The organism is Pseudomonas sp. SK2 (assembly GCF_016772395.1).
GTDB lineage: Bacteria > Pseudomonadota > Gammaproteobacteria > Pseudomonadales > Pseudomonadaceae > Aquipseudomonas > Aquipseudomonas taiwanensis.
Genome location: NZ_CP061944.1, coordinates 5,407,086 through 5,428,823 on the forward strand (window position 1 = coordinate 5,407,086; position 21,738 = coordinate 5,428,823).

Annotated in this window: 20 protein-coding genes and 6 pseudogenes; 3 read left to right on the plus strand and 23 right to left on the minus strand. The window is 56.2% G+C overall.

Translation table 11 applies throughout. The annotated features are described in order from the left end of the window. Nucleotides 1–102 precede the first annotated feature (102 nt). From IF103_RS24550 to IF103_RS24575, 6 genes are all read right to left on the minus strand, one after another. Entirely contained in the window at nucleotides 103–870 is a 768-nt protein-coding gene (locus IF103_RS24550) for an ABC transporter ATP-binding protein (protein ID WP_023383101.1), read from the minus strand. A gap of 20 nt (nucleotides 871–890) precedes the next feature. Continuing rightward, nucleotides 891–2,003 carry a succinylglutamate desuccinylase/aspartoacylase family protein gene (locus IF103_RS24555; RefSeq protein ID WP_023383102.1) on the minus strand — a complete coding sequence of 371 codons (1,113 nt, stop codon included), beginning with the start codon at nucleotides 2,001–2,003 and terminating at the stop codon, nucleotides 891–893. 9 nt (nucleotides 2,004–2,012) lie between these two features. Beyond that, nucleotides 2,013–2,708 carry an ABC transporter permease gene (locus IF103_RS24560; protein WP_023383103.1) on the minus strand — a complete coding sequence of 232 codons (696 nt, stop codon included), beginning with the start codon at nucleotides 2,706–2,708 and terminating at the stop codon, nucleotides 2,013–2,015. A gap of 10 nt (nucleotides 2,709–2,718) precedes the next feature. After that, on the minus strand, nucleotides 2,719–3,408 hold the full coding sequence (locus tag IF103_RS24565; protein WP_023383104.1) for an ABC transporter permease: 690 nt from the start codon (nucleotides 3,406–3,408) through the stop codon (nucleotides 2,719–2,721). 76 nt (nucleotides 3,409–3,484) lie between these two features. Next, nucleotides 3,485–4,261 carry an L-arginine-binding protein AotJ gene (aotJ, locus tag IF103_RS24570; RefSeq protein ID WP_023383105.1) on the minus strand — a complete coding sequence of 259 codons (777 nt, stop codon included), beginning with the start codon at nucleotides 4,259–4,261 and terminating at the stop codon, nucleotides 3,485–3,487. A 505-nt stretch (nucleotides 4,262–4,766) separates the two neighbouring features. Continuing rightward, entirely contained in the window at nucleotides 4,767–5,402 is a 636-nt protein-coding gene (locus IF103_RS24575; RefSeq protein ID WP_023383106.1) for a LysE family translocator, read from the minus strand. Nucleotides 5,403–5,703: 301 nt separating this feature from the next. Here IF103_RS24575 and IF103_RS24580 point away from each other — a divergent pair, with 301 nt between their 5' ends. Together IF103_RS24580 and IF103_RS24585 are read left to right on the plus strand one after the other, a co-directional pair. Beyond that, on the plus strand, nucleotides 5,704–7,299 hold the full coding sequence (locus IF103_RS24580) for an MFS transporter (RefSeq protein WP_023383107.1): 1,596 nt from the start codon (nucleotides 5,704–5,706) through the stop codon (nucleotides 7,297–7,299). A gap of 30 nt (nucleotides 7,300–7,329) precedes the next feature. Beyond that, nucleotides 7,330–7,785: a DoxX family protein gene (locus IF103_RS24585; protein WP_023383108.1), complete on the plus strand. Its 456-nt coding sequence runs from the start codon at nucleotides 7,330–7,332 to the stop codon at nucleotides 7,783–7,785. Nucleotides 7,786–8,198: 413 nt separating this feature from the next. Here the strand turns inward: IF103_RS24585 and IF103_RS24590 are convergent. The 12 genes and pseudogenes from IF103_RS24590 to IF103_RS25565 form a co-directional block, all read right to left on the minus strand. Continuing rightward, nucleotides 8,199–9,418, minus strand: a pseudogene (locus IF103_RS24590) (IS66-like element ISPpu13 family transposase); the annotation flags it as partial. Then, complete coding sequence (gene tnpB / locus IF103_RS24595; protein ID WP_238346442.1) at nucleotides 9,390–9,695, minus strand: IS66 family insertion sequence element accessory protein TnpB; 306 nt, start codon at nucleotides 9,693–9,695, stop codon at nucleotides 9,390–9,392. The pseudogene IF103_RS24590 and the gene tnpB, both read right to left, overlap by 29 nt. A 349-nt stretch (nucleotides 9,696–10,044) precedes the next feature. Then, nucleotides 10,045–10,671, minus strand: a complete 627-nt coding sequence (locus IF103_RS24600) for a hypothetical protein (RefSeq protein ID WP_158664615.1) — start codon at nucleotides 10,669–10,671, stop codon at nucleotides 10,045–10,047. Nucleotides 10,672–10,676: 5 nt separating this feature from the next. After that, nucleotides 10,677–10,985, minus strand: coding sequence for an AHH domain-containing protein (locus IF103_RS25230; RefSeq protein ID WP_104882321.1), 309 nt, complete (start codon nucleotides 10,983–10,985; stop codon nucleotides 10,677–10,679). Next, nucleotides 10,913–11,817 (minus strand): annotated as a pseudogene (locus tag IF103_RS25555) (RHS repeat protein); the annotation flags it as partial. The pseudogene IF103_RS25555 and the gene IF103_RS25230, both read right to left, overlap by 73 nt. Nucleotides 11,818–12,024: 207 nt before the next feature. Continuing rightward, on the minus strand, nucleotides 12,025–12,651 hold the full coding sequence (locus IF103_RS24620) for an Imm43 family immunity protein (RefSeq protein WP_202675761.1): 627 nt from the start codon (nucleotides 12,649–12,651) through the stop codon (nucleotides 12,025–12,027). 4 nt (nucleotides 12,652–12,655) lie between these two features. Further along, a complete protein-coding gene (locus IF103_RS25075; RefSeq protein WP_252189450.1) occupies nucleotides 12,656–12,946 on the minus strand; it encodes an AHH domain-containing protein in 291 nt (96 codons plus the stop codon). Nucleotides 12,947–13,048: 102 nt separating this feature from the next. Beyond that, nucleotides 13,049–13,825: pseudogene (locus IF103_RS24625) on the minus strand (RHS repeat-associated core domain-containing protein); the annotation flags it as partial. Nucleotides 13,826–13,891: 66 nt separating this feature from the next. Continuing rightward, nucleotides 13,892–14,065 (minus strand): hypothetical protein, encoded by a 174-nt coding sequence (locus tag IF103_RS24630; RefSeq protein ID WP_202675762.1) that lies wholly within the window; start codon nucleotides 14,063–14,065, stop codon nucleotides 13,892–13,894. Nucleotides 14,066–14,285: 220 nt separating this feature from the next. Next, nucleotides 14,286–14,912 (minus strand): hypothetical protein, encoded by a 627-nt coding sequence (locus IF103_RS24635; protein ID WP_186598628.1) that lies wholly within the window; start codon nucleotides 14,910–14,912, stop codon nucleotides 14,286–14,288. Between the two features lie 5 nt (nucleotides 14,913–14,917). Next, complete coding sequence (locus tag IF103_RS25560) at nucleotides 14,918–15,367, minus strand: AHH domain-containing protein (RefSeq protein WP_252189451.1); 450 nt, start codon at nucleotides 15,365–15,367, stop codon at nucleotides 14,918–14,920. Between the two features lie 3 nt (nucleotides 15,368–15,370). Next, nucleotides 15,371–15,661 (minus strand): annotated as a pseudogene (locus IF103_RS25565) (RHS repeat-associated core domain-containing protein); the annotation flags it as partial. On the opposite strand from IF103_RS25565, the pseudogene IF103_RS25090 reads away from it, so the two are divergent. After that, nucleotides 15,559–16,095, plus strand: a pseudogene (locus IF103_RS25090) (IS5 family transposase); the annotation flags it as partial. The pseudogenes IF103_RS25565 and IF103_RS25090 sit on opposite strands and share 103 nt — an antisense overlap. Here IF103_RS25090 and IF103_RS24645 read toward each other — a convergent pair. From IF103_RS24645 to IF103_RS24665, 5 genes and pseudogenes are all read right to left on the minus strand, one after another. Then, nucleotides 16,088–16,748 (minus strand): annotated as a pseudogene (locus IF103_RS24645) (TnsA endonuclease N-terminal domain-containing protein); the annotation flags it as partial. The pseudogenes IF103_RS25090 and IF103_RS24645 overlap by 8 nt on opposite strands. A 246-nt stretch (nucleotides 16,749–16,994) precedes the next feature. Then, entirely contained in the window at nucleotides 16,995–18,830 is a 1,836-nt protein-coding gene (gene glmS, locus IF103_RS24650) for a glutamine--fructose-6-phosphate transaminase (isomerizing) (protein ID WP_202675764.1), read from the minus strand. 2 nt (nucleotides 18,831–18,832) lie between these two features. Next, entirely contained in the window at nucleotides 18,833–19,609 is a 777-nt protein-coding gene (locus IF103_RS24655; protein ID WP_027906652.1) for a DeoR/GlpR family DNA-binding transcription regulator, read from the minus strand. Between the two features lie 191 nt (nucleotides 19,610–19,800). Next, nucleotides 19,801–21,168 (minus strand): bifunctional UDP-N-acetylglucosamine diphosphorylase/glucosamine-1-phosphate N-acetyltransferase GlmU, encoded by a 1,368-nt coding sequence (gene glmU / locus IF103_RS24660; protein WP_202675765.1) that lies wholly within the window; start codon nucleotides 21,166–21,168, stop codon nucleotides 19,801–19,803. A gap of 113 nt (nucleotides 21,169–21,281) precedes the next feature. Then, nucleotides 21,282–21,707, minus strand: coding sequence for a F0F1 ATP synthase subunit epsilon (locus tag IF103_RS24665; protein ID WP_023383131.1), 426 nt, complete (start codon nucleotides 21,705–21,707; stop codon nucleotides 21,282–21,284). Nucleotides 21,708–21,738 lie beyond the last annotated feature (31 nt).

A 21,738-nucleotide genomic window follows, 5' to 3' on the forward strand; every position in this document is an offset into this window, starting at 1 on the left:
GGACCTACGCGCTCTATCGGGGCGAGGCTTGGGAAGTTCCGGCTGAAGTGTATCCGAAGCAGAGCGCCGGTGTAGCGCTCTACTGGGTGTCCTGCGCGTCGCCTACTTCAGGCTACCGGCCAGAAACTGCTGTAGGCGCTCGGACTTTGGCTGGGCCAGAACTTCGCGTGGGCAGCCCCTTTCCTCGACGCGACCTTGATGAAGGAAGAGCAGCTGGTTGGAGACTTCCCGGGCGAAACCCATTTCGTGGGTGACGACCACCATGGTCCGCCCCTCTTGCGCCAGGTCACGCATGACCTTGAGCACCTCGCCAACCAGCTCCGGATCCAACGCCGAGGTCGGTTCGTCGAACAACATCACTTCAGGCTCGACAGCCAGGGCTCGGGCAATGGCCACGCGCTGCTGCTCTCCCCCACTCATGTGCCCCGGGTATGCGGTTCGGCGATGGCCAACACCAACCTTCGCCAGATAGTGCTCGGCTTTCTCACGGGCTTCTTTCTTGCCAACGCCCAGCACATGCACCGGTGCTTCCATGACGTTCTCCAGGGCAGTCATATGGGACCACAGATTGAAGTGCTGAAAGACCATGGACAGGCGTGATCGCATCCGTTGCAATTGCCTGCTGTCGCTGGCAGTGAGGGTTCCGCGGGTCTTGTGCGACCGCAGCTTGAGCTCTTCGTTGTTGAGCAGAATGCGCCCGCTATGCGGCTCTTCCAGCAGGTTGATGCAACGCAGGAAGGTACTCTTGCCCGACCCGCTGGATCCGATGATGCTGGTGACATCACCGGCTTTGGCCGTCAGGGACACGCCCTTGAGCACTTCATGGGTGCCGTAGCGCTTGTGTAGGTTGTCGATTTCCAAGGTGTACATGGCAGTCGGTGCTCTTGTTGTCAGTCGGTGAGCAGGCGGCCCTGACGAATCGGGTGCCGACCGGCAACTTTGGCCAGCCACAGGCCGGGCTGGGCATAGCGCAGACGCTCGCGGGCATAGAGAACGCCGCAGGTCGTGGCGTACACCACAGAGTGCCGATCGCTGAGCGGGTCGATGACCTCGAACAATGGGTCGCCGACGTTGACCTGCTTGCCTAGCGGCTGGAGAAAACTCACTACGCCTGGGTGCGGTGCATAGGCATACTGCGCGCCAGAAAAAGGGGTGGCTTCACAACATGTAGAAGGCACGGCTGGCCACTCGCCGCTGATCAACCCTTGGTCGGCAAGGAAGCCGAGTATGTCCTCGGCACTCTGCTGTACCTGTGGTCGATCGGTATCGGCCATGCCACGCAATTCGATGGTGGTAGCCGTGCACGCCAGCGGAATGTTGTGTTGCGCGAAGCGCTGCGCCAAATGCAGCCAAGGGAGCGCGCAGGCTTCATCGAAGGAATTGCCGCCGCTGTCTTCGGCCAACAACACCGCGCCCGCGTTCAAACGAGCGGCCAACGGCTTCAGGGCTGGCCAAAGCTGTGGCAGCGCGTAGAGCAGCATGATCGATTCGAAATCGCAATGCAGGTCGAGCACCACATCCGCATCGCAGGCCTGTTGCAGCAGCAAGCGGCGCAGCCCATCGAGCTCCGATCTGGCCGGCGGCAACGCGGCGATGGCCTCTTGCATCAGGTGGCGAATCAGCGTGACGTTCACCTGCGGATCGTCGCTCAACCTGCCTTCGAGCTGCGGAACGATCAGCTCCGCCAACGCAGGAAAATCGCGGTTGAAGTTCTGTCCGCTGGCCAGGTCGAAACGTCCCTGATGGGTGGCTTGAAACATTTGCCCCAGGCCAATCGGATTCGCCACGGGTACAAGCTCGATGACGCCGTTGAGTTGGCCCTGCCGCTCCAGCTCGATCAGACGTTGTTTGAGCTCCACCGCCACGCGCATGCCTGGCAGTTCGTCGGCGTGCAGGGCGGCCTGGATATAGGCCTTGCGCGGGCCGCTGCCAAAGCGAAACACCGAGAGTCGACGCTCCGTTCCAGCGGTGCTCCAGGGCAGTGGGTGTTGAATATGTTCCATGGATATCTCTCAACTCTTGCGCGGGGCCAGGTGCGCAAGCCAGCGACCTTCGGCCAGCTTGAACAGGCGCAGCAGGATAAAGGTCAGGCACAGGTAAAACAGGCCAGCGGTGACAAAAGCCTCGAACGGCATGTAGTAGCGCGAGCTGACCGTACGCGCCACGCCGGTGATATCGACCAAGGTGACGATCGAGGCAAGCGAAGTGGTGTGCAGCATCATGATCACTTCATTGCTGTATTGCGGCAGCGCCCGGCGTAGGGACGAGGGCAACAGGATCCGGCGATACAGCGTGAAGCGCGACATGCCCACAGCTCGCGCCGCTTCGATTTCACCACTGGGCGTAGCTTTCAAGGCGCCAGCAAGAATCTCCGCACTGTAGGCACTGGTGTTGATGGCAAACGCCAGACAAGCGCAAAAAGTGGCGCTGGAGAGGTACGGCCAGAACACACTCCCCCGCACGGCCTCGAATTGCGCCAGCCCGTAGTAGATGAGAAAAAGCTGCACCAGCATTGGCGTGCCCCGGATCACGTAGGTATACAACCAGGCCAAGCGGTTGAGCCAAGGCGTGCGGGATATGCGCAGCAGTGCCAAGGGAATGGCCAATGCCAGGCCCGCGGCCAGGGCGATCAGAAGCAGTTTGAAGGTCACCAGGACGCCTCCAGCGTAGAGCGGAAGGCTGTCGGCGATCAGCTTGAAATCCAGCACGGGCGTTTCCTCAGAATTCGGCCAGGCGGGTACCGACGGCGTAGCGCTGTTCCACCCAGCGCAGAATCACCAGGGACACCGTAGTGAGCAGCAGGTACAACCCGGCAACGGCCAGGAAAAAGGTGAAGGGTTCGCGGGTAGCGTCAGCGGCGTTCTTGGCTTTGAACATCATGTCCTGCAAGCCCACTAGCGATATCAGTGCCGTCGCCTTGGTCAGGACCAGCCAGTTGTTCGTGAAACCTGGGATGGCAAAGCGAATCATCTGCGGCAACAGCACCCGCCGAAATACCTGCATCCCGCTCATGCCGTAGGCCGCACCGGCTTCCGCTTGTCCTCTGGGGATAGCCATGAAAGCCCCGCGAAACGTTTCCGAGAGGTAGGCTCCGAAGATGAAGCCCATGGTGCAGACGCCAGCGATGAAAGGGTTGATGTCGATGTATCGAGGGTGACCCAGCAAGGGAGCCAAGCGGTTGACCAGGTCCTGGCCTCCGTAAAAGATCAGCAGGATCAGCACCAGGTCGGGAATGCCACGGATGACCGTGGCATAGCCTTCGCCGAGTGCTGCCAACCATTTCACATGCGACAAGCGAACCGCCGCCCCCAACAAGCCAAGGGCAATCGCCACCGTCATGGAAATCAGCGCCAGGCTCAGCGTGAGCCAGGCACCCTGGAGAATGGTCGGGCCATAGCCGTGCAGCATGGTGGGGGTCCTCAACCGGCGCCGTCCGAGGCGGCGCTCAAGCACTAAAAGGTGGAAGCGGTTGCGCTCCCAGCAGTCACTTGCCGTAGATATCGAACGCGAAGTACTTGGCCTGCACTTGCTGGTACTTGCCGTTGGCACGTACCGCGTCGATCGCAGCATTTATGCGCGCAGCGTTCTCGCTGTCGCCCTTGCGAACCGCAATACCAGCCCCTTTGCCGAAGTACCTTGGGTCGTTGAAGTCCGGCCCGACCAAGGCGAAGCCCTTGCTTATGGGGGTTTTGATAAACCCTTCACTGGTATTGATGATGTCGGCCAAGGTAGCGTCCAGCCGACCGGCCACCAGGTCGAGGAAGGCTTCGTTTTGTGAGGCATAACGCACCACTTCGATGCCAGCGGGTTCAAACTGGTCGGAGGCAAAGCGATCGTAGGTAGACGCGCGCTGTACACCGACCTTCTTGCCCTTGAGGTCAACCAATGGATCATTCACCACGCTGCCAGCTTTCATCGCCAGCTTGCCTGGGGTCTGGTAATACTTCTTGGTGAAATCCACTGACTTCAGACGGTCTTCAGTGATGGACATCGACGACAGCACCGCGTCGATCTTGCGTACTTTCAGCGATGGAATCAGCCCATCGAATTCCTGCTCGACCCACTCGCATTTGACCTTCATTTCGGCACACAAGGCGTTGCCGATGTCGTAGTCGAACCCGCTGATCTGGCCTTCAGGGGTTTTGAAGGCGAAGGGCGGATAAGCCGCTTCGATACCAATACGCAGGGTGTCTTCGCTGGCGGAAGCGATGCTGGTGGAGGCGTAGAGCGCCAGTGCTCCGAGAAGTACGATCTTGTTCATCTTATTGACTCCTGACTGGGGCGAGGTGGTTGTCGACGCAGGGCTTCACCCCTGCTCCTGACAGTTCTTTTCCCGCACCGAGTGGCAAGCTTTTCAGCGCCAAGTCCTAGAGCCTGCGTGCAGCCCTGACGTGAAAGCCTACCCGCTCACGGGACCGGTTTCGGCAGCATTTATGACACGTTTATTTTCATAAATCTACAATGCAGAAATATTTGTGTCAGATGCAGAATGACACTAAACCCATAGAAAAGGCTCTATTTAGCTGGTTTTGGGGATTTGACCGGACGTTTCGAGAAGGGGGAAATTTGAAGTACCGCGCGCTAAAGTGCTTGAAGAAGGATTTCCTCCGCGATACACAGTTTCACAGGATCGGTTCGTGAAAAAAAACATTCACTGTTGGGCGGCTGGGTGCGCAAGTTCCATGACAAGGGTGGCTTGGTTGATGGCGCCAGCGTGTCTGGCGCTCAGATACCCCTCTCTCCCCTCCAGGGATGATGACCGAGATTCAGGCTACCTTGGCCTGAACGGTGAACAGGCTCGCCCCCAGCGCCACGAACGAGGCGCCGAACAGCCGATTCATCAGCCTCGCACGGTTCGGCGCAGCAAGCTTGCTGCGCAGCACCTGGGCCAAGGTCACATAGAAGGCATGGGAGATCATCGAGCAGGCCGCGAAGGTCAGCACGAGAATGCCCAACTGCACGTTCGAATCATTACCCGGGCGGATGAACTGCGGCAGGAACGCTGCGAAGAACAAAATCGCCTTGGGATTGGTCAGCGCCACGGTCACACCGTTGAGCATCAGTCTGTTGAGGGGGGTAGCGCGCCTGGCCGGCTGATCGAGTTTATCGAAGGCACTGGTGCGGCTCTTCCACTGCTTCACGCCCAGGTAGATCAGATAGCTTGCACCGAGCACCTTCAGCAGCAGGAAGGCCGTGGCCGACGCCTGCAGTAGCACGCCCAGTCCCGCACTGGTGGCGGCCGAGATCACCAGCAAGCCCAAGGCGTTTCCGACCGAACCCAGCATGGCCCGTCGCGGCCCAAAGGCCACCGAATTGGACAGCGCCATGATCACGCCGGGACCTGGGGTCAGGGTGACCAGCATGGCGACGACGACAAAGCCGAACCAATCGTGAAGTGACATCCTTGTACATCTCCTGGGGATTGACTGGCGGACTGTAACAGATAGTCGCCCTGCTCTCGCATGAATGCCTGCGGCAGGGCGGGCGTCTCCCACTGGCTGATGAGCTCAGTTTGTCCCACTCAGCGAGACACTTATTCCTGCCGAAGCGGGTTTTTCAACCCAGGCATTGACAGTAGATTCCTCTCATCGCAAACCTCGAAGCCTGCGTACTGGGCTGCGCATGCTTTCTCGCACTGCCAGGCTTCGTTACCAAGCACCGGGAATCACCTGGACCCGATAACACCTAAAGGGCAGCAACGGAATGAACACATCGACTGCAAGCGCTTGGAGCCCCCTGCGCAACACCACCTTCCGCATGTTGTGGATCGCAACGATTGCTTCCAACATCGGTACCTGGATGCATGAGGTCGGCGCCGGATGGTTGATGACGACCCTTTCCGCCAACCCGCTCCACGTGGCATTGATCCAAGTGGCCGGCTCGCTACCAATGTTCTTCCTGGCGCTACCCGCCGGTGCCGCCGCTGACATCGTCGATAAACGTCGCTACCTGCTGCTCGTGCAGCTGTGGATGTCTGCAGTAGCGGTAACACTCGCTGGCCTTACCTTGCTGGGGCTGATGAACATTCCTTTGCTGCTGATGCTCACCCTCGCCTTGGGCATCGGTACGGCCTTGATGATGCCGGCGTGGAGTGCACTGACGCCTGAGCTCGTCAGCAAGGACGACCTGCCCAATGCGGTGGCGATCTCCAGTGTCGGGATCAACGTATCGCGCGCGATAGGCCCAGCGTTAGCAGGCGTTGTCGTGAGCCTGGTCGGCCCGTGGCTGACATTCGCCCTCAACGCCATTTCATTCGCGGGTGTCATCCTGGTGCTGTTCACATGGAAACGTGAGATCAAGGAGCCACTGCTTCCAGCAGAACGTTTCATGGGTGCCATGCGTACTGGTTTGCGCTTCGCTCGCAGTTCCAAACCCCTTCAAGCAGTGCTGATTCGTGCACTGGCATTCTTCTTGTTCGCGAGTGCCGGTACCTCGCTGCTGCCGCTGATCGTCCGCGGTGAAATGCAAGGTACCGCCGCTGACTTCGGCATGCTTCTCGCCGCCATCGGTATTGGCGCAGTGGGTGGGGCTACCCTGCTGCCTCGCCTGCGCGAACGCATCAGCAGAGATCGACTGGTGATGATCGCCAGCCTTCTCTATGCGCTTTTCCTGCTGGTTTTGGCTTTGGTGCGAAATTTCTATGTGCTGATGCCCGCCATGCTGTTGAGCGGTGCGGCCTGGATCGCGGTGCTCTCGAACATGCAGGTCGCTGCGCAAACATCGGTCCCAGCGTGGGTCAGAGCCCGTGCGCTGTCGGTTTATATCCTGGTCTTCTTCGGGGCCATGGCCAGCGGAGGCTTTTTGTGGGGCTCCGTGGCGAGCCATGCCTCGATCACCCTGAGCTTGCTGGTGGCTTCTGGCGGGTTGGCGCTAGGCACGATTCTCACATGCAACGTTACGCTTCCCGAGACCGAAGCCGACGAACTCGCGCCCTCACTGCACTGGCCAACCCCTCTGATCAACGCTGAGATGGATCAAGAACGCGGACCGGTAATGGTGACGGTCGAATACCACATCGACCCTGCGAAGGCCGAGGCGTTCTCCGAGGCTGCCCGCGACCTGGAGGCAATGCGCAAGCGTAACGGCGCGTTGTCTTGGGGATTGATGCAAGACAGTGCCGAACCCGCACTGTGGCAGGAGTTCTTCTTCGAGGAATCGTGGCTTGAACACTTGCGCCATCACCACCGCGTCACACGGGGTGAGCTGAAAATCGAGGCCCGCGTGCGGAAGTTTCAAACCGAAGATGTTCCCGTGCGTATCCGCCACCTTCTGGCTGAATCACATACACATCACCGCTAAAGCGCGGACGTCGCAAGAGGACCTTTGAAAATGACTCCAACTGAAATCCGCCAGGGGCCCGCGGGCCTGGCAAAAATCTCATTGCCGCTTGGCCTGCTGTTTCTACGCGTATCTGCCGCTCTGTTGCTTCTTCAGATCCACGGTCTGCCGAAGCTTCTTCACTGGAGCAGCGAGCTGCAACGGATCGAGGATCCGTTCGGTCTGGGGGCAACCCTGACACTCTCGATGGCGGTGTTTGCGGAAGTGGTTTGCCCGATCTTGTTGATCCTGGGCGTTTTCGCGCGCCTCGCTTGCCTGCCAGTGCTGGCCGTGCTCGGAGTTGCGCTGGTGGTAGTCCACCCCGACTGGACGTTGGAACAAGCGCAATTCGCGTGGCTGTTCACCATCCTGTTTGCAGGCTTGGCCATCACTGGTCCGGGCGCCTGGGCCATCAGGCCTGACGTACGAAGGAGAGGGACTCATCAGGCTGAGTTTGCAGAGAAATAAGCCTGAGCCGACGAAGGGAGCCGGGACGGCTCCCTTCCTCTGCGACAGTCCTTATTGTCTAGCGACAGTTTTTATTCTCAAGAATCAATTCATGTTGCCGATTAATAAACTTTGTCACAAAATCCCTAGGATTTCGCGGCCTAGCGGGGCCGCTGATCCTTGGAAAGCAAAAATAAAGATTGTCACAAAAAATAATTTTTTAAGAGTTCTTCAGCTTTGTCATTTAATAAAGGTTGTCACAGCAAAGGTTCAGCCACAGAAAATGACAGGGATATGCCGTGCAAAACCCCGGGAAATTATGATGGTATCTTTCTGATCTGTGTCCTTGGAGCTGAGCGAAAAACTCTAAGCAGGATACTAAATGGTTTGTAAGCGCTCCATAAACCCCACCCAACCAAAGATGGGCAGCGCACCTAGCTGTGTATTTGAGGTGTGCAATTCCATGGGAGTAGCGCTTCGTAGTCTTCCACTGAGCACGCCTGCGGCAGGCGTTCCAGTGCGTGGCGCAGCCACGCATAGGGTTCTTGGCCGTTGGCTTTGGCCGTTTCTACCAAGCTGTAAAGTTGTGCGCTGGCAGTGGCACCTTTGGGCGTGTCACTGAACAACCAGTTCTTTCTCCCGATGACAAACGGGCGGATCGCACGCTCGGCCGCGTTGTTGTCCATCGGCAAGTAGCCGTGCTCGACGTAGCGTTCCAATTTGCTCCAGTTGCTGGCCAAGTAACCGATGGCCTTGCCCAAGGCATTCTGCGTCGTGACCTGAGGTTGCGTTTTCTCTACCCAGTTTTCAGCTGAGTCAGCAATGGCAGACTGCGCTCCATGCGGGCAACCTTACGATCTTCGTCGTCACTGTCCTTCAAGTCGCGCTCGACGCCATAGAGCTTATTGATCAGGTTCAATGCGATGTCAGCGCGTCCTGTTTTGCCCTTGGGCTGTACTTTCTGCGCTTCGACGAACTTGCGGCGCGCGTGCGCCCAGCAGCCCAATCGCTCCAGTCCGTCCTGTGCAGCCAGCGCGTTGTAACCGGCGTAGTCGTCGGTCATGACATAGCCGCGATAGCCGTCCAGCAGGCGCACCGGCACCTCCTGCGCTCTGCTGGTGGCGTAGTCGAAAAGGATCACTGGCCGATCAGGTGGGCCGCCGGTTTGTACCCACATCCAGGATTGGCTGCTGGGCTCACGCCCCGGCTCTTTCAACACCTGCACACGTGTTTCATCGCAGTGGATGATCCGACTGTTCAACAGGCTTTCGCGCATCAGATTCAGCAGCGGCTGAAAGTGCTCGCTGCATTGAATCACCCAGCGTGCCAGGGTTTGGCGCGGGATATCGATACCGTGACGCCCCAGCACTTTTTCGAAGCGGTGAAGCGGCAAGCCGTCTACGTATTTGGTGGTCAGCAGCGTGGCCAGCACACTCGGGCTGGCCATGCTTTTCTCGATCATCTGGGCGGGCTTGTCCGCCGTTACGGGCGCTGACTCGCAGTCCCGGCAGCCGTACACCTTGCGAACATGTTTGATGACGCGAATCTGCATCGGGACGATTTCAAGCTGTTCGCTGACTTCTTCACCGATGGCATGTTTACGGCAGCCACAAGCGCAGGTCAGTTCATGCTCGGGCAGTTCGTGGACAACTTCGAACGGTCAGGACAATGGCGACGTCAGTCGCATCGGGTGAAGTTTTGAAACGTTCGGACTCCAGGCGTTTGAGCCAGAGGCAGAAGCCGTTGCGTTCCCAATACAGGATCTTCACGCGGTTGCGCGGCTTGTTGAGGAAGACGAAAAGCACTGGGTCGAACACCGCCACCTTGATATCGAGTTCGATCAGCGCGGCCAGGCCATCGATGGATTTTCGAAAGTCGACAGGCTTGGGGTAGAGGTACACTTTTTCGACTTTGGCGTCGGGTCGCATCATGGTCGGCGAGCTCCAGAAAGAAATCGGGAGCACAGCATCGGGGATCAGGTAAGCGCTTTGAATGTGGGGTTCATGGAGCGCTTACGATAAAGGCAAGCTCAATCTCCCTGTACAGACCACGATTTCCCGAGGCTGTGCGGAAATTTATGGTTCTTTCTGGCACGGTTTTGAGGAGGCTAAATGCGAGGGAGTAGCCCTTCAATTTGAAAACTGTAAATCCCATAAGCAAAGCGAATACACGCTACGCCAGAGCACGTCCACGCGTGCTCTGCTTTGCTTATAGGCAGGATTTCAATGAAGAAGAGAGCATTCGCACTTATTAGATAAACAACATAAATTGCAAGCATCTTCAAACTGAATCTAAGGTGCTGGACATGGACGTACTCAACGGCAGAAAATCAATTCCTCTCACATTTAACTCGACACATCTGATCTTGAATTCCTCGCTGCAAAAAAGCGTATCTATCTTTGGGCGAAGACCCTGAATTTTGAATAGAGGCGAAGATACATTATCACTAATAACAAGCCTTGAGAATGATATGATTTTGTTAAACTCATCGCGCTCCACTATCGAGCTAGCATCTAATGCGCGTTCGCTAGAATAGCTTTCGAACATTCCGACGCAGTAGCTAACTGGATTAGCATGCGCCCCTGCAGACACTCTGAAATCCACTGCTTCAACATCAATAAAATTAACATTTGTTAGCTCGCAGGCTTTTTTGAAATTATCGCTCAATACATACAGATCACGTATCAGTCTTCGCACACCGAAAAGATACTTTTTTGACTGCCCGACAAGAACCAGTCCTGCAGGCAGCTTTTCATGTGGCTGCCTTCTTACAGAATTCGAGTACCATGGAAAGTAACCATATTCAATACCACTCCAATTACCATACGCTTTATCGTATAGAACTGCATCCAACTTCCCCACTGGGCAGGCCGGTTCTTTCTTACAGGACAGCATGTAGTAATTCATATTATTCAGCTCAAACGTACGGGTGAAAGCCCCGGGATGGCGGGAGATTTGAGTAGTGCTCTATTACGACTCTGGATCGCTGAGATCCGTTGTCGAGCCTGCTCCTTTGTGATGTCATTGTCGTAATAATCTGATGCAATAGCATCAATCTCTTCCTGGACTTCCTTGCTATACGCCGCATGGCTCCCACAATGATAAAACTGCCGTCGCATTTGATTGGCCTTAGCTGGACTATCGGGCATCAACACTCCATTTTCCTTATGGTCCATATTTCCGCCAATTCCAATCCCAGGAAAGTAATGTTTTCCTTCCATACTTCTTCTGGAATAATGTGATGCGCCTGGAGATTGTCGTCATTGTCCTGATTCTGGCCCGGGAAGCGAATCGGGTTAGCCAAGCCTTGCTGCCTTGCCCTCTCCGAACGCACCTCCCGCACCTCCCCCCACGCTTTGTACTGCCCTGCCCAAGCAATATTCCCTGCTCGTCGGTCAGCTCCATCGGTGTCCCAAGGTGATCGCACTGGTACCAGGCAATCGCATCGAACCCCTGCGGCTTCACCTCCGTGTGCCACAACGGATCCTGATCAAAGTCGTACTCGCGCTGGCTCCAATCCGGCTGTTTGTGCAAACGGATTGGGCTCTTGCGCAGCGCCTGGGCGACGGGCACGAAGCTGCCCGGTTCATACAGGTAGTGCACGGTACGTCCGCTATCACCGTCGTCCCGTGGCGGTGAGCTTTCCCACGCCAGGTTGTAGCGGGTGATCAGGTGATTGCGGTGCTGGTAATGCCAGGCGGCGCCATTCTCGTCCTGGGCGCCAATGAGGTTGCCCTGGTCATCGTAGTGATAGGCACACAGCTGGCGCAGCGGCTTGCCGTCGACAACCTGCCACAGGCCCTGCAGGTGGCCGTGGTCGTCATGCAACGTCCCAAGCTGCAGGTGCACCTTGCTCGGGTCGTTGTCCTGGTAGGTGTTGATGTCCGACAGCACGGGCTGGTCATGGTGGCGGTGCTAGTAGTGCAGCATGGCCCCGGCGCCGCTGCGCAGCTTGGTAGCGCTGCCGCCGCCCTGGATCACCAGCTCGATCTTGGCGGTGATGTCGAGTTTGGCCAGCAGGTTGATGTTGTCCTTCAGGGGGCAGATGTCGACGACATCTGCCCCCTGAAGGCATCTGGCCTCATTACGAGTCATGCATCACAATCGCCATGTTTTTCCATAATGAGGAAGGGGCTTAGTATAACCAAACCCTTTGCCGCCTAACACCTTATCTGCTCTTGTTGGCTGAGCCATAGCTCAGAGCAGTGAGGGCCCCCTTGGCAGTATTTCCTTACGTCAAAAATTCCCCGCCATGTGCTTTCAAATTGTATCAAGTGAGGCAGAGCCATACTCATCTAGCGGCAAAAACTCAACACCTTGAATCTTTTGCTCCTCGGCTCTACGCCTGAATTCCTCGTTACAAAAAAGTGTATCAACGTATGAATTGAAGTCTTTGATCTTAAATACAGGCGCACGCGCCCCCTCACTAATCACTAGCCTCTCAAATGATTTCACCCTTCCGTATTTGTCACGCTCTACAACTGAAGCAGGCTCTAAGACATCCTTGCTCGAAAAACTTTCAAACAAGCCGGCATAATAGCTAAGTGGATTTAGAGCCGAACCTTCAGAAACCTTAAACTCAACAGGCTCGGCATCTACGAGTACAACGTTGGCTTGTTGGCATGCCTTGAAAAAACTGTCACTCAAAATATAAATATCACCAATAAGTTGGCGCACACCAAAAAGGTACTTTTTTGATCGCCCCACAAGAACCAACCCAGAAGGCAGTTTTTCGTGAGGGCGCCTCCTCACTGAATTCGCATACCAAGGCAAGTAACCATGTTCGACCGAACCCCAATCATCATAATGCTTATCATATAAAGTGGCGTCTAGTCTACCCACAGGGCAACCTGGCGCTTTTTTACGCGACATCATGTAGTATTTCATTGGGTTACCTCAAACGAATTGGTGAAGTCCCGGGAATAGCAGGCATTTTAAGCCACATTCTATTACGAACTTGAATTGCCGATATTTCCTGACGCGCCTCTCCATCGGATATGGCGCCACTGTAAAATGCAGAAGCGATTTCGGAAATTTCCTCTTGGACTGCTCGACTATAAACATCATGGCTTCCGCAATGATAAAACTTTCGCTTCATCTGCTTTGCTTTATCTGCGCTATCCGGCATCAACACACCATTTTCTTTATTGTCCATATTGCCGCCGACCCCAATATCATCCATAAAGGTGATGTTATCTTCCCATATCTCCTCTGGAATAATGTGATGCGCCTGGAGATTGTCGTACTTTATGCCCCCCAGATTTCGATTCAGCCTAGTACTACAGAGCCCAGAAGCGTCTGTCCAGCCTACGGGGTTCGGCGTATACGCATAGAGGTTCAACCCACCTCGATAGCTGATTGGATCTCTGCTGATGAACCGCCCTTGCCGAGGCTCGTAATACCTGTGGCGATTGTAATGTAGCCCCGTTTCACAGTCCTGGTACTGCCCAGGGAAGCGGATCGGGTTACTCAGCCCCTGCTGCCTTGCCCACTCAGAACGCTCCTCCCGCACCTCCCCCCACGCCTTGTACTGCCCTGCCCAAGCGACATTACCCTGCTCGTCGGTCAGCTCCATCGGTGTCCCAAGGTGATCGCACTGGTACCAGGCAATTGCATCGAACCCCTGAGGCTTCACCTCCGTATGCCACAACGGATCCTGATCGAAATCGTACTCGCGCTGGCTCCAATCCGGCTGCTTGTGCAAACGGATCGGGCTCTTGCGCAGCGCCTGGGCGACGGGCACGAAGCTGCCCGGTTCATACAGGTAGTGCACGGTGCGGCCGCTATCACCGTCGTCCCGGGGCGGTGAACTTTCCCACGCCAGGTTGTTGCCATCCCAGCCAAACAGGGTAAAGCCACATTCCAGATCACGCTGCCGTTTGGCGCGCTGCATCTGGTTCCAGCCAGTGCCCGCTTCGGGCTTGTCCCAGAAGTGCGCCACCGAATGCTTGTGCAGGCGCCGGCCCAACGCGTCGTAGCTGTAGTCGACCTTGAGCTTGTCGTCGTTGTAGCTGGCCAGCCGGTCGAACAGGTCCCAGGTGAAGTGTGCGTGCGAGCCGTTGCCTGAAACGAAATGCGCTCCGTCGTTTTCATTGCAGTGAACTGAGCAACGTTGACGCGCAGAGCCTCATGGATTTCTCCACCGAAGCACATGCAGATGACGATCTTCAGTGACTTGAACTGATCCGGGATAGGTCTCCTGGCGGTCCAGGCCACGCAGCAGCACCAGTTGCTGTTCGCCCGTGCGCACGAAGGTGAACGAATCGATGCCGTTGTAGTGCGGCTTGCCTTTCTTGGGCAAGGGCAGCTCGATTAAAGCAGGACATTAGATCCGCCCACTTCTACTCTTTTGCCCGCCGCAGAAGTCAGCCAGAAATGCATGGCTATCTCAGACCATCCTAGTCCTTCGGTTATCTAGCGTGCGACTATCCGCATGGGCGTCTTCTTTGAATCTAAACGCAATGTGGATCGGCTTGGACTGGTATTTATCTCTAATCTCATGAAAAATTCACCAAGTGGCGTCAAATCGTATCAAGAGAAGAAGAATCACACTCGTCAAGTGATAAAAACTCAATACCCTGAACATGATTATCCATTGCCTTCTGCATAAATATCTCATTACAGAAAAGCGTACTTACTTCGGGGTTGAAATCCTTTATCCTAAACAATGCCGCTGAAAACCCTTCTCGAATCACTAGCTTTGAAAATGATTCAACCTGATCAAACTCATCAACCTGCAATACAGATTGAGGGTCCACGACCTCTTCGATTGCGTAGCTTTCAAACACCCCAACATAATATCCTAAAGGGTTAACTTCTGAACCATTTGAAACCTTGAAATCAACTGGCTCAAAATCAAAAAATGAGGCATTTGCTTGTCGGCACGCACTGACAAAATTGGAGCTAAACACATAAAGATCGCGTATCAGTTGGCGTGCACCAAATAGATATTTTTTTGATCGACCAACAAGAATCAAACCTGACGGCAGCTTTTCATGAAGATTTGGCCTTCCTGCATTTGCATACCATGGGAAGTAGCCATGCGCGACCGAGCCCCAGTCGTCGTAGACCTTGTCGTAAAGTGTTGCATCTAGCATGCCCATAGGGCAGGCCGGTTCTTTTTTTCGCGACAACATATAATATTTCATAGCAATTAGCTCAGACGGATAGGCGAGGTACCAGGGATGGAGGGAGTCTTTAGCAGCGCTCTATTACGAGTCTGAATCGCCGAGATTCTTTGACGGGCTTCATCTTTGGAAATGCGCTCGCTATAAAATGCGGAGTGAATTTTATCAATTTCTTTCTGGACACCGCGACTGTAAATATCATGGCTCCCACAATGATAAAATTTACGTTTCATTTGCGTGGCTTTAGCTGCGCTATGTGGCATCAAAACACCATTTTCCTTGTTGTCCATGTCAGCACCAATTCCAATATCAGTCAGGAAGTTAATGTTATTCTTCCATACTTCCTCTGGAATAATGTGATGCGCTTGGTGGTTGTCATATTTCACACCACCTAAATTTCTATCCAGCCTAGTACTACACAGCCCAGAAGCATCTGTCCAGCCTACTGGATTCGGCGTATACGCATAGAGGTTCAACCCACCTCGATAACTAATTGGATCTTTGCTGATGAACCGTCCTTGCCGAGGCTCGTAATACCTGTGACGATTGTAATGTAGCCCAGTTTCATTGTCCTGATACTGGCCCGGAAAGCGAATCGGGTTAGGGAAACTCTGAAGAGGACTTCCATATTTGGCAGAATGCCTGATCTCAACCGCCGAGACGCCTGATGAAGCAGATGACCTTCGCCGATGCCGAGTACGCCGGCAAGCGTAAGCAGACCCGCAAAGAGCTGTTCCTGATCGAGATGGATCAGGTGGTGCCGTGGACAGGCTTGATCGCCCTGATCGAACCGCATTATCCAAAGGGCGAAGACGGTCGTCCGGCCTATCCGTTGATGGCGATGCTGCGCGTACATCTGCTGCAGAACTGGTTTGGCTACAGCGATCCGGCAATGGAAGAGGCGCTGTATGAAGCAACGATCCTGCGCCAGTTTTCCGGACTGAGCCTGGAACGAATCCCGGACGAAACCACCATTCTCAACTTCCGACGTCTACTGGAAAAGCATGAGTTGGCGGGTGGGATTTTCGGTGTCATCAATGAGTATCTGGGGGATCGTGGCTTGTCGTTGCGCCAGGGCACCATCGTCGATGCCACCTTGATTCACGCGCCCAGCTCGACCAAAAACAAGGACGGCAAGCGCGATCCCGAGATGCATCAGACGAAGAAGGGCAATCAATATTACTTCGGCGCCAAAGCTCGAATAGTTTACCAATGTTCTTTTCGGTAGGTAAAGATGGGTGAATACTTGCGTAGGTCCGGAGAATAGTGAGGTTCGCTATCCGAACTTTTGACAAGTTTTCGTGCAGCACAAGCCTCCATTCTATCTGCCTAGATGCCCAATACTTTTCCTCGATAGCTAGTTTCTCTGCCATCCTGTTCTGCACACCAATATTGGCATCCTCAAACTCTTTCCTATATTTGACGGAGCGCGCAGCAACTTTCACTTCCCCCGATGAATCGAGATAGGTGATCAGGAAATCGGTCGTCATTACTACTGGAATCTGAGTTCCTGGGTAGACCGGATGGCGATAGTTTAAGCTGTTAGCAATTGCTTGGGTTTCGGCTTGCGTTAGCAGAGGAAACTGCTCACGGATATCAATAATGGAATTTTCGTGCTCCAGAATTGTGAGGTAGTCGCGCTCGGCATTAGATATCAGGTGATGAGTGCGGTGTACCTTCACCCCCTGACACAAGGTGAGAGACACCTTTGGATTTGATATCCCACACCTTGATCCACGGCTCATAGGATTCTTTCACGCCGCTCCCACGACCAGATTTGATTCTCCTATCGATTTTCTGCTGAGTCATCAGCTTGGAATGCGCGGGCTTAACTGATGCAGTTGGTACAGATGTCATTATCGAGTCGCTCATCGATGGGCGACCCACTCGACCGGTACGGCACTGGGGTAAACGTGGCGTTGGAGATGTCAGGAGCGGGCGCAACCAGGACGACAGTCACAGCGGTCCAAAGGATTCTGATCCTAATCTGCCAGACCTGCTCCTGCCCCGATGTACGGTCGGGGCAAGAGCTTGTGACAACCTTTATTCTTTTGTGACAATCTTTATTCTTTGCAGACAATTCAATCCACTGGACGGTGAGACTTATTCCACCGTAACCGATTTAGCCAGGTTACGAGGTTGGTCCACATCAGTCCCCTTCAGCACTGCCACATAGTACGAAAGCAGTTGCAGCGGAATGGTGTACAGAATCGGTGCCAGGGCATCGGCGATGTGCGGCACCTTGATCACGTGGGTACCTTCACCGTTGCTCATGCCGGCTTGCTCGTCGGCAAATACCACCAGCTCGCCGCCACGGGCACGCACTTCCTGCAGATTGGACTTGAGCTTCTCCAGCAGCTCGTTGTTCGGCGCCACAGTCACCACAGGCATATCGCTGTCTACCAACGCCAGCGGGCCATGCTTGAGTTCACCTGCAGGGTAGGCTTCAGCATGGATGTAGGAAATCTCCTTGAGCTTGAGCGCACCTTCCATTGCCACCGGATACTGGGCGCCGCGGCCCAGGAACAGAGTGTGGTGCTTGTCAGCGAACAACTCGGCAATCTTCTCGACGGTACCGTCCATAGCCAGTGCCTCACCAAGGCGTGCCGGCAAGCGGCGCAGCTCTTCGACCAACTCTGCTTCTATGCCGGCCTCGAGGGTTCCGCGGACCTGGCCAAGCGCCAGGGTCAGCAGCATCAGCGATACCAACTGGGTGGTGAAGGCCTTGGTCGACGCCACACCAATCTCTGGACCTGCGAGGGTCAGCAGGGTCAGGTCGGATTCACGCACCAGGGAGCTGATGCCGACGTTGCAGATCGCCAGGCTACCGAGGAAGCCAAGCTCCTTGGCATTGCGCAGCGCGGCCAAGGTGTCTGCGGTTTCGCCAGACTGGGAGATAGAAACGAACAGCGTATCCGGCTGAACCACCACTTTGCGGTAGCGGAACTCGCTGGCCACTTCCACCTGGCACGGAATACCGGCCAGGCTCTCGAGCCAGTAACGGGCAACCATACCGGCATGGTAGCTGGTGCCGCAGGCAACGATCTGCACATTGCGCACCTTGGCGAACAGCTCGGCAGCCTGCGGGCCGAAGGCCTGGACCATGACATGATCCTTGCCCAGGCGACCTTCGAGGGCGCGCTGAACGACGGTCGGCTGCTCGTGGATTTCCTTGAGCATGAAGTGACGGTACGTGCCCTTGTCCGCAGCTTCCGCACCTTCGTGGTACTGCACGGTCTCACGCTGAACCCGGTGACCGGCCTGGTCCCAGATCTGTACCTGGTCGCGGCGGATTTCAGCGATGTCCCCCTCCTCCAGGTACATGAAGCGGTCGGTGACCTGGCGCAAGGCCAGTTGGTCGGAGGCGAGGAAGTTCTCGCCATGTCCCAGGCCAATCACCAGCGGGCTACCGCTGCGCGCCGCGACCAGGCGATCAGGCTGATGCGCGCTGACAAGCGCCAGACCATAGGCACCCTGCAGGCGCTTGACCGCCGTCTTCAGCGCGTCGGCCAGGTCCGGAGTAGACTTCAGGGTGTGGTGGATCAGATGGACGATGACTTCGGTATCGGTCTGGGACGCAAACAGGTAGCCCAGCCCCTTGAGCTCCTCGCGCAGCTCCTCGTGGTTCTCGATGATGCCGTTGTGCACCACGGCAACCTCATTGCCGGAGAAGTGCGGGTGGGCATTGCCTTCGGTTGGCGCGCCGTGGGTCGCCCAGCGGGTGTGAGCGATGCCCAACTGGCCTACCAGCGGCTCGGCTGCAACGGCAGCCTGCAACTCGCTCACCTTACCGATACGGCGACGGCGTTCGAGCTGCCCCTGTTGGGTGTAGACAGCAAGGCCGGCACTGTCGTACCCGCGGTACTCAAGGCGCTTCAGGCCCTCGATGAGGATGGCAGTGATGTTGCGTTCGGCTACGGCACCGACGATTCCACACATGATTATTGCTCCTGGCTGATCGCGGCGCAGATCAGGTTGATGCCGCGGGCTTGAATCTGTTCGCGTGCCGATGCGGGCAGGCGCTCATCTGTAATAAGGGTGGTCACGCTGCTCCACGGCAGCTCAAGGTTGGGGATCTTGCGCCCGACCTTGTCCGACTCGACCATGACGATCACTTCCCGGGCCACTTCGGCCATCACTCGGCTAAGGCCCAGCAACTCGTTGAACGTTGTGGTCCCACGATTGAGGTCGATGCCATCAGCGCCGATGAACAGCTGGTCGAAATCGTAAGAGCGTAGTACCTGCTCGGCGACCTGGCCCTGGAACGACTCGGAATGTGGGTCCCAGGTACCACCGGTCATCAACAGCACCGGCTCGTGTTCCAGTTCGCTGATGGCGCGGGCCACATTGAGCGAGTTGGTCATCACCACCAGACCGGGTTGTCGACCAAGCTCGGGGATCATGGCTGCGGTGGTGCTGCCGCTGTCGATGATGATGCGCGCGTGCTCACGGATACGACCTACGGCGGCGCGGGCAATGGCTTTCTTGTAGGCAGAAACCGGCTGCACGGACTCGCCCAGCATTTCCTGCGGCACTGGCACCGCCCCCCCATAACGGCGCAGCAACAGCCCATTGGCCTCCAGCGCGGCAAGGTCTTTGCGAATGGTCACTTCCGACGTTTCGAAGCGCTTTGCCAAGGCATCAACGCTGACCTCACCCTGCTCGCTGAGCAAGGCCAGGATGTTGTGACGGCGTTGAGGGGTATTTCGTTTCGACATGGGCGCTTAAGTTTCGATTCGAAAGATAATGGTTGCAATCAAAACCTAAGAACATTCGTTCGTCAAGGCCCGTTATCGGAAAAGCGCTCTGTGGATAACGAGTAAGCGCTGACTTGCCGGCGTTGACGGATCCCCAAAAAAAAGCCGACTTATTCACATAAGTCGGCTTTCGATCCAACGGCTGTGGATAATCAGTCTTTCTTGATCTTCTCCGGCCGTTTCCAGCCATCGATATTGCGTTGGCGCGCGCGTGCCACAGCCAATTGCCCAGCCTCTACGGTTTGCGTGATCGTGGAACCTGCAGCGGTGTTGGCGCCAGCCTTGATCTCAACAGGGGCTACCAGCGAGTTGTTCGACCCGATGAACACATCTTCGCCCATCACGGTCTTGAACTTGTTGGCACCGTCGTAGTTGCAGGTAATGGTGCCTGCGCCAATGTTCGTACGAGCGCCGATTTCAGCATCGCCGAGGTAGGTGAGGTGACCGGCCTTGGCACCTTCGCCCAGGTGCGCATTCTTCAGTTCAACGAAGTTACCCACATGGGCCTTGGCCTCGAGCACGCTGCCCGGACGCAAGCGAGCGAACGGGCCGGCATCGCTGCCCTCACCCATTACCGCGCCTTCCAGATGGCTGTTGGCCTTGACCACCACTCCCTTGCGCAGCGTACTGTTCTTGATGACGCAGTTGGGGCCAATCTCTACGTTGTCCTCGATGATGACCTTGCCTTCGAGAATCACGTTGACGTCGATCATAACGTCGCGCCCCACGGTCACTTCGCCACGCACGTCGAAACGCGCAGGGTCACGCAGGGTCACGCCCTGGGCCATCAGGCGACGCCCCTCACGCAGCTGGTAATGGCGCTCCAGTTCAGACAGCTGGCGCCGATCGTTGGCGCCCTGCACTTCCATCGGGTCGTGCGGCTGCTCGGTCGCTACCACCAGGCCATCGGCGACCGCCATGGCGATAACATCAGTCAGGTAATACTCACCCTGAGCGTTGTTGTTCGACAGACGGCCCAACCAATCCGCCAGACGTGCAGCCGGTACGGCCAGAATTCCGGTGTTGCCTTCCTTGATCGCCTTCTGAGCTTCGTTGGCATCCTTGTGCTCGACGATCGCCGCTACCTGGCCCCGTTCGTCACGCACGATACGGCCATAGCCGGTCGGATCGTCCAGCGTCACGGTAAGCAGTCCCAGCTGTTGCTCGCTCACTTTGGCCAGAAGGCGTTGCAGCGTTTCCACTTCGATCAGTGGAACATCGCCGTACAGCACGAGCACAGTATCCGCACTCAGGGCAGGCAGCGCTTGGGCAACCGCATGGCCGGTGCCCAGTTGCTTGTCCTGCATGACGAAATTCAGATCGTCGGCAGCCAGGCGCTCACGCACCAGCTCGGCACCATGCCCTATCACCACATGAATACCTTGCGGCTTGAGCTGGCGCGCGCTGTGGATAACATGACCAAGCATGGAATTGCCGGCCACGGGGTGCAGGACCTTGGGCAGCGCCGAGCGCATGCGGGTGCCTTGGCCGGCGGCGAGAATAACGATATCGAGTGACATTGACTGGCTACCAATCCTGGGCGGTCAGTGGCATGACCGGTATTGAGGGGTGAAAAAAGAAAAAGGGTAGCCGATGGCTACCCTTTTTCTCAATCTGCATGAACCCAGCGGTATTAGCCGCCGAACTTCTTGCGGATCTGCTGGACGGTGCGCAGCTGAGCTGCGGCCTCGGCCAGACGTGCGGATGCGGCACTGTAGTCGAAATCCGCGCCTTTCTCATGCAGGGCCTTCTCAGCTGCCTTGACGGCATCCTGAGCGGAGGCTTCGTCCAGGTCGGCGGCACGTTGCACGGTGTCGGCGAGTACCTTGACCATGTTCGGCTGCACTTCGAGGAAGCCACCGGAGATGTAGAACACCTCGCGCTCGCCACCCTGCTTGGTCAGCGTGATCGGACCTGGCTTGAGATTGGTGATCAGCGGCGCGTGGCCTGGAGCGATACCCAGATCGCCCAGGTTGCCGTGCGCTACTACCATCTCGACCAGACCGGAGAAGATTTCTCCTTCCGCGCTGACGATATCGCAATGGACTGTCATAGCCATCTGCTTGCCTCAACCTGATTAGCGCCCCTTG

Coding starts and splice junctions, on each gene's coding strand:
- IF103_RS24565 (WP_023383104.1), bottom strand. CDS start 3,408: ATGCTGCACGGCTATGGCCCGACCATTCTCCAGGGTGCCTGGCTCACG.
- IF103_RS24550 (WP_023383101.1), bottom strand. CDS start 870: ATGTACACCTTGGAAATCGACAACCTACACAAGCGCTACGGCACCCAT.
- glmS (WP_202675764.1), bottom strand. CDS start 18,830: ATGTGTGGAATCGTCGGTGCCGTAGCCGAACGCAACATCACTGCCATC.
- IF103_RS25230 (WP_104882321.1), bottom strand. CDS start 10,985: ATGGAAGGAAAACATTACTTTCCTGGGATTGGAATTGGCGGAAATATG.
- IF103_RS24555 (WP_023383102.1), bottom strand. CDS start 2,003: ATGGAACATATTCAACACCCACTGCCCTGGAGCACCGCTGGAACGGAG.
- IF103_RS25075 (WP_252189450.1), bottom strand. CDS start 12,946: ATGGATGATATTGGGGTCGGCGGCAATATGGACAATAAAGAAAATGGT.
- IF103_RS24665 (WP_023383131.1), bottom strand. CDS start 21,707: ATGGCTATGACAGTCCATTGCGATATCGTCAGCGCGGAAGGAGAAATC.
- IF103_RS24655 (WP_027906652.1), bottom strand. CDS start 19,609: ATGTCGAAACGAAATACCCCTCAACGCCGTCACAACATCCTGGCCTTG.
- IF103_RS24585 (WP_023383108.1), top strand. CDS start 7,330: ATGACTCCAACTGAAATCCGCCAGGGGCCCGCGGGCCTGGCAAAAATC.
- aotJ (WP_023383105.1), bottom strand. CDS start 4,261: ATGAACAAGATCGTACTTCTCGGAGCACTGGCGCTCTACGCCTCCACC.
- tnpB (WP_238346442.1), bottom strand. CDS start 9,695: ATGATGCGACCCGACGCCAAAGTCGAAAAAGTGTACCTCTACCCCAAG.
- IF103_RS24575 (WP_023383106.1), bottom strand. CDS start 5,402: ATGTCACTTCACGATTGGTTCGGCTTTGTCGTCGTCGCCATGCTGGTC.
- IF103_RS24600 (WP_158664615.1), bottom strand. CDS start 10,671: ATGAATTACTACATGCTGTCCTGTAAGAAAGAACCGGCCTGCCCAGTG.
- IF103_RS24635 (WP_186598628.1), bottom strand. CDS start 14,912: ATGAAATATTATATGTTGTCGCGAAAAAAAGAACCGGCCTGCCCTATG.
- IF103_RS24620 (WP_202675761.1), bottom strand. CDS start 12,651: ATGAAATACTACATGATGTCGCGTAAAAAAGCGCCAGGTTGCCCTGTG.
- glmU (WP_202675765.1), bottom strand. CDS start 21,168: ATGTCACTCGATATCGTTATTCTCGCCGCCGGCCAAGGCACCCGCATG.
- IF103_RS24580 (WP_023383107.1), top strand. CDS start 5,704: ATGAACACATCGACTGCAAGCGCTTGGAGCCCCCTGCGCAACACCACC.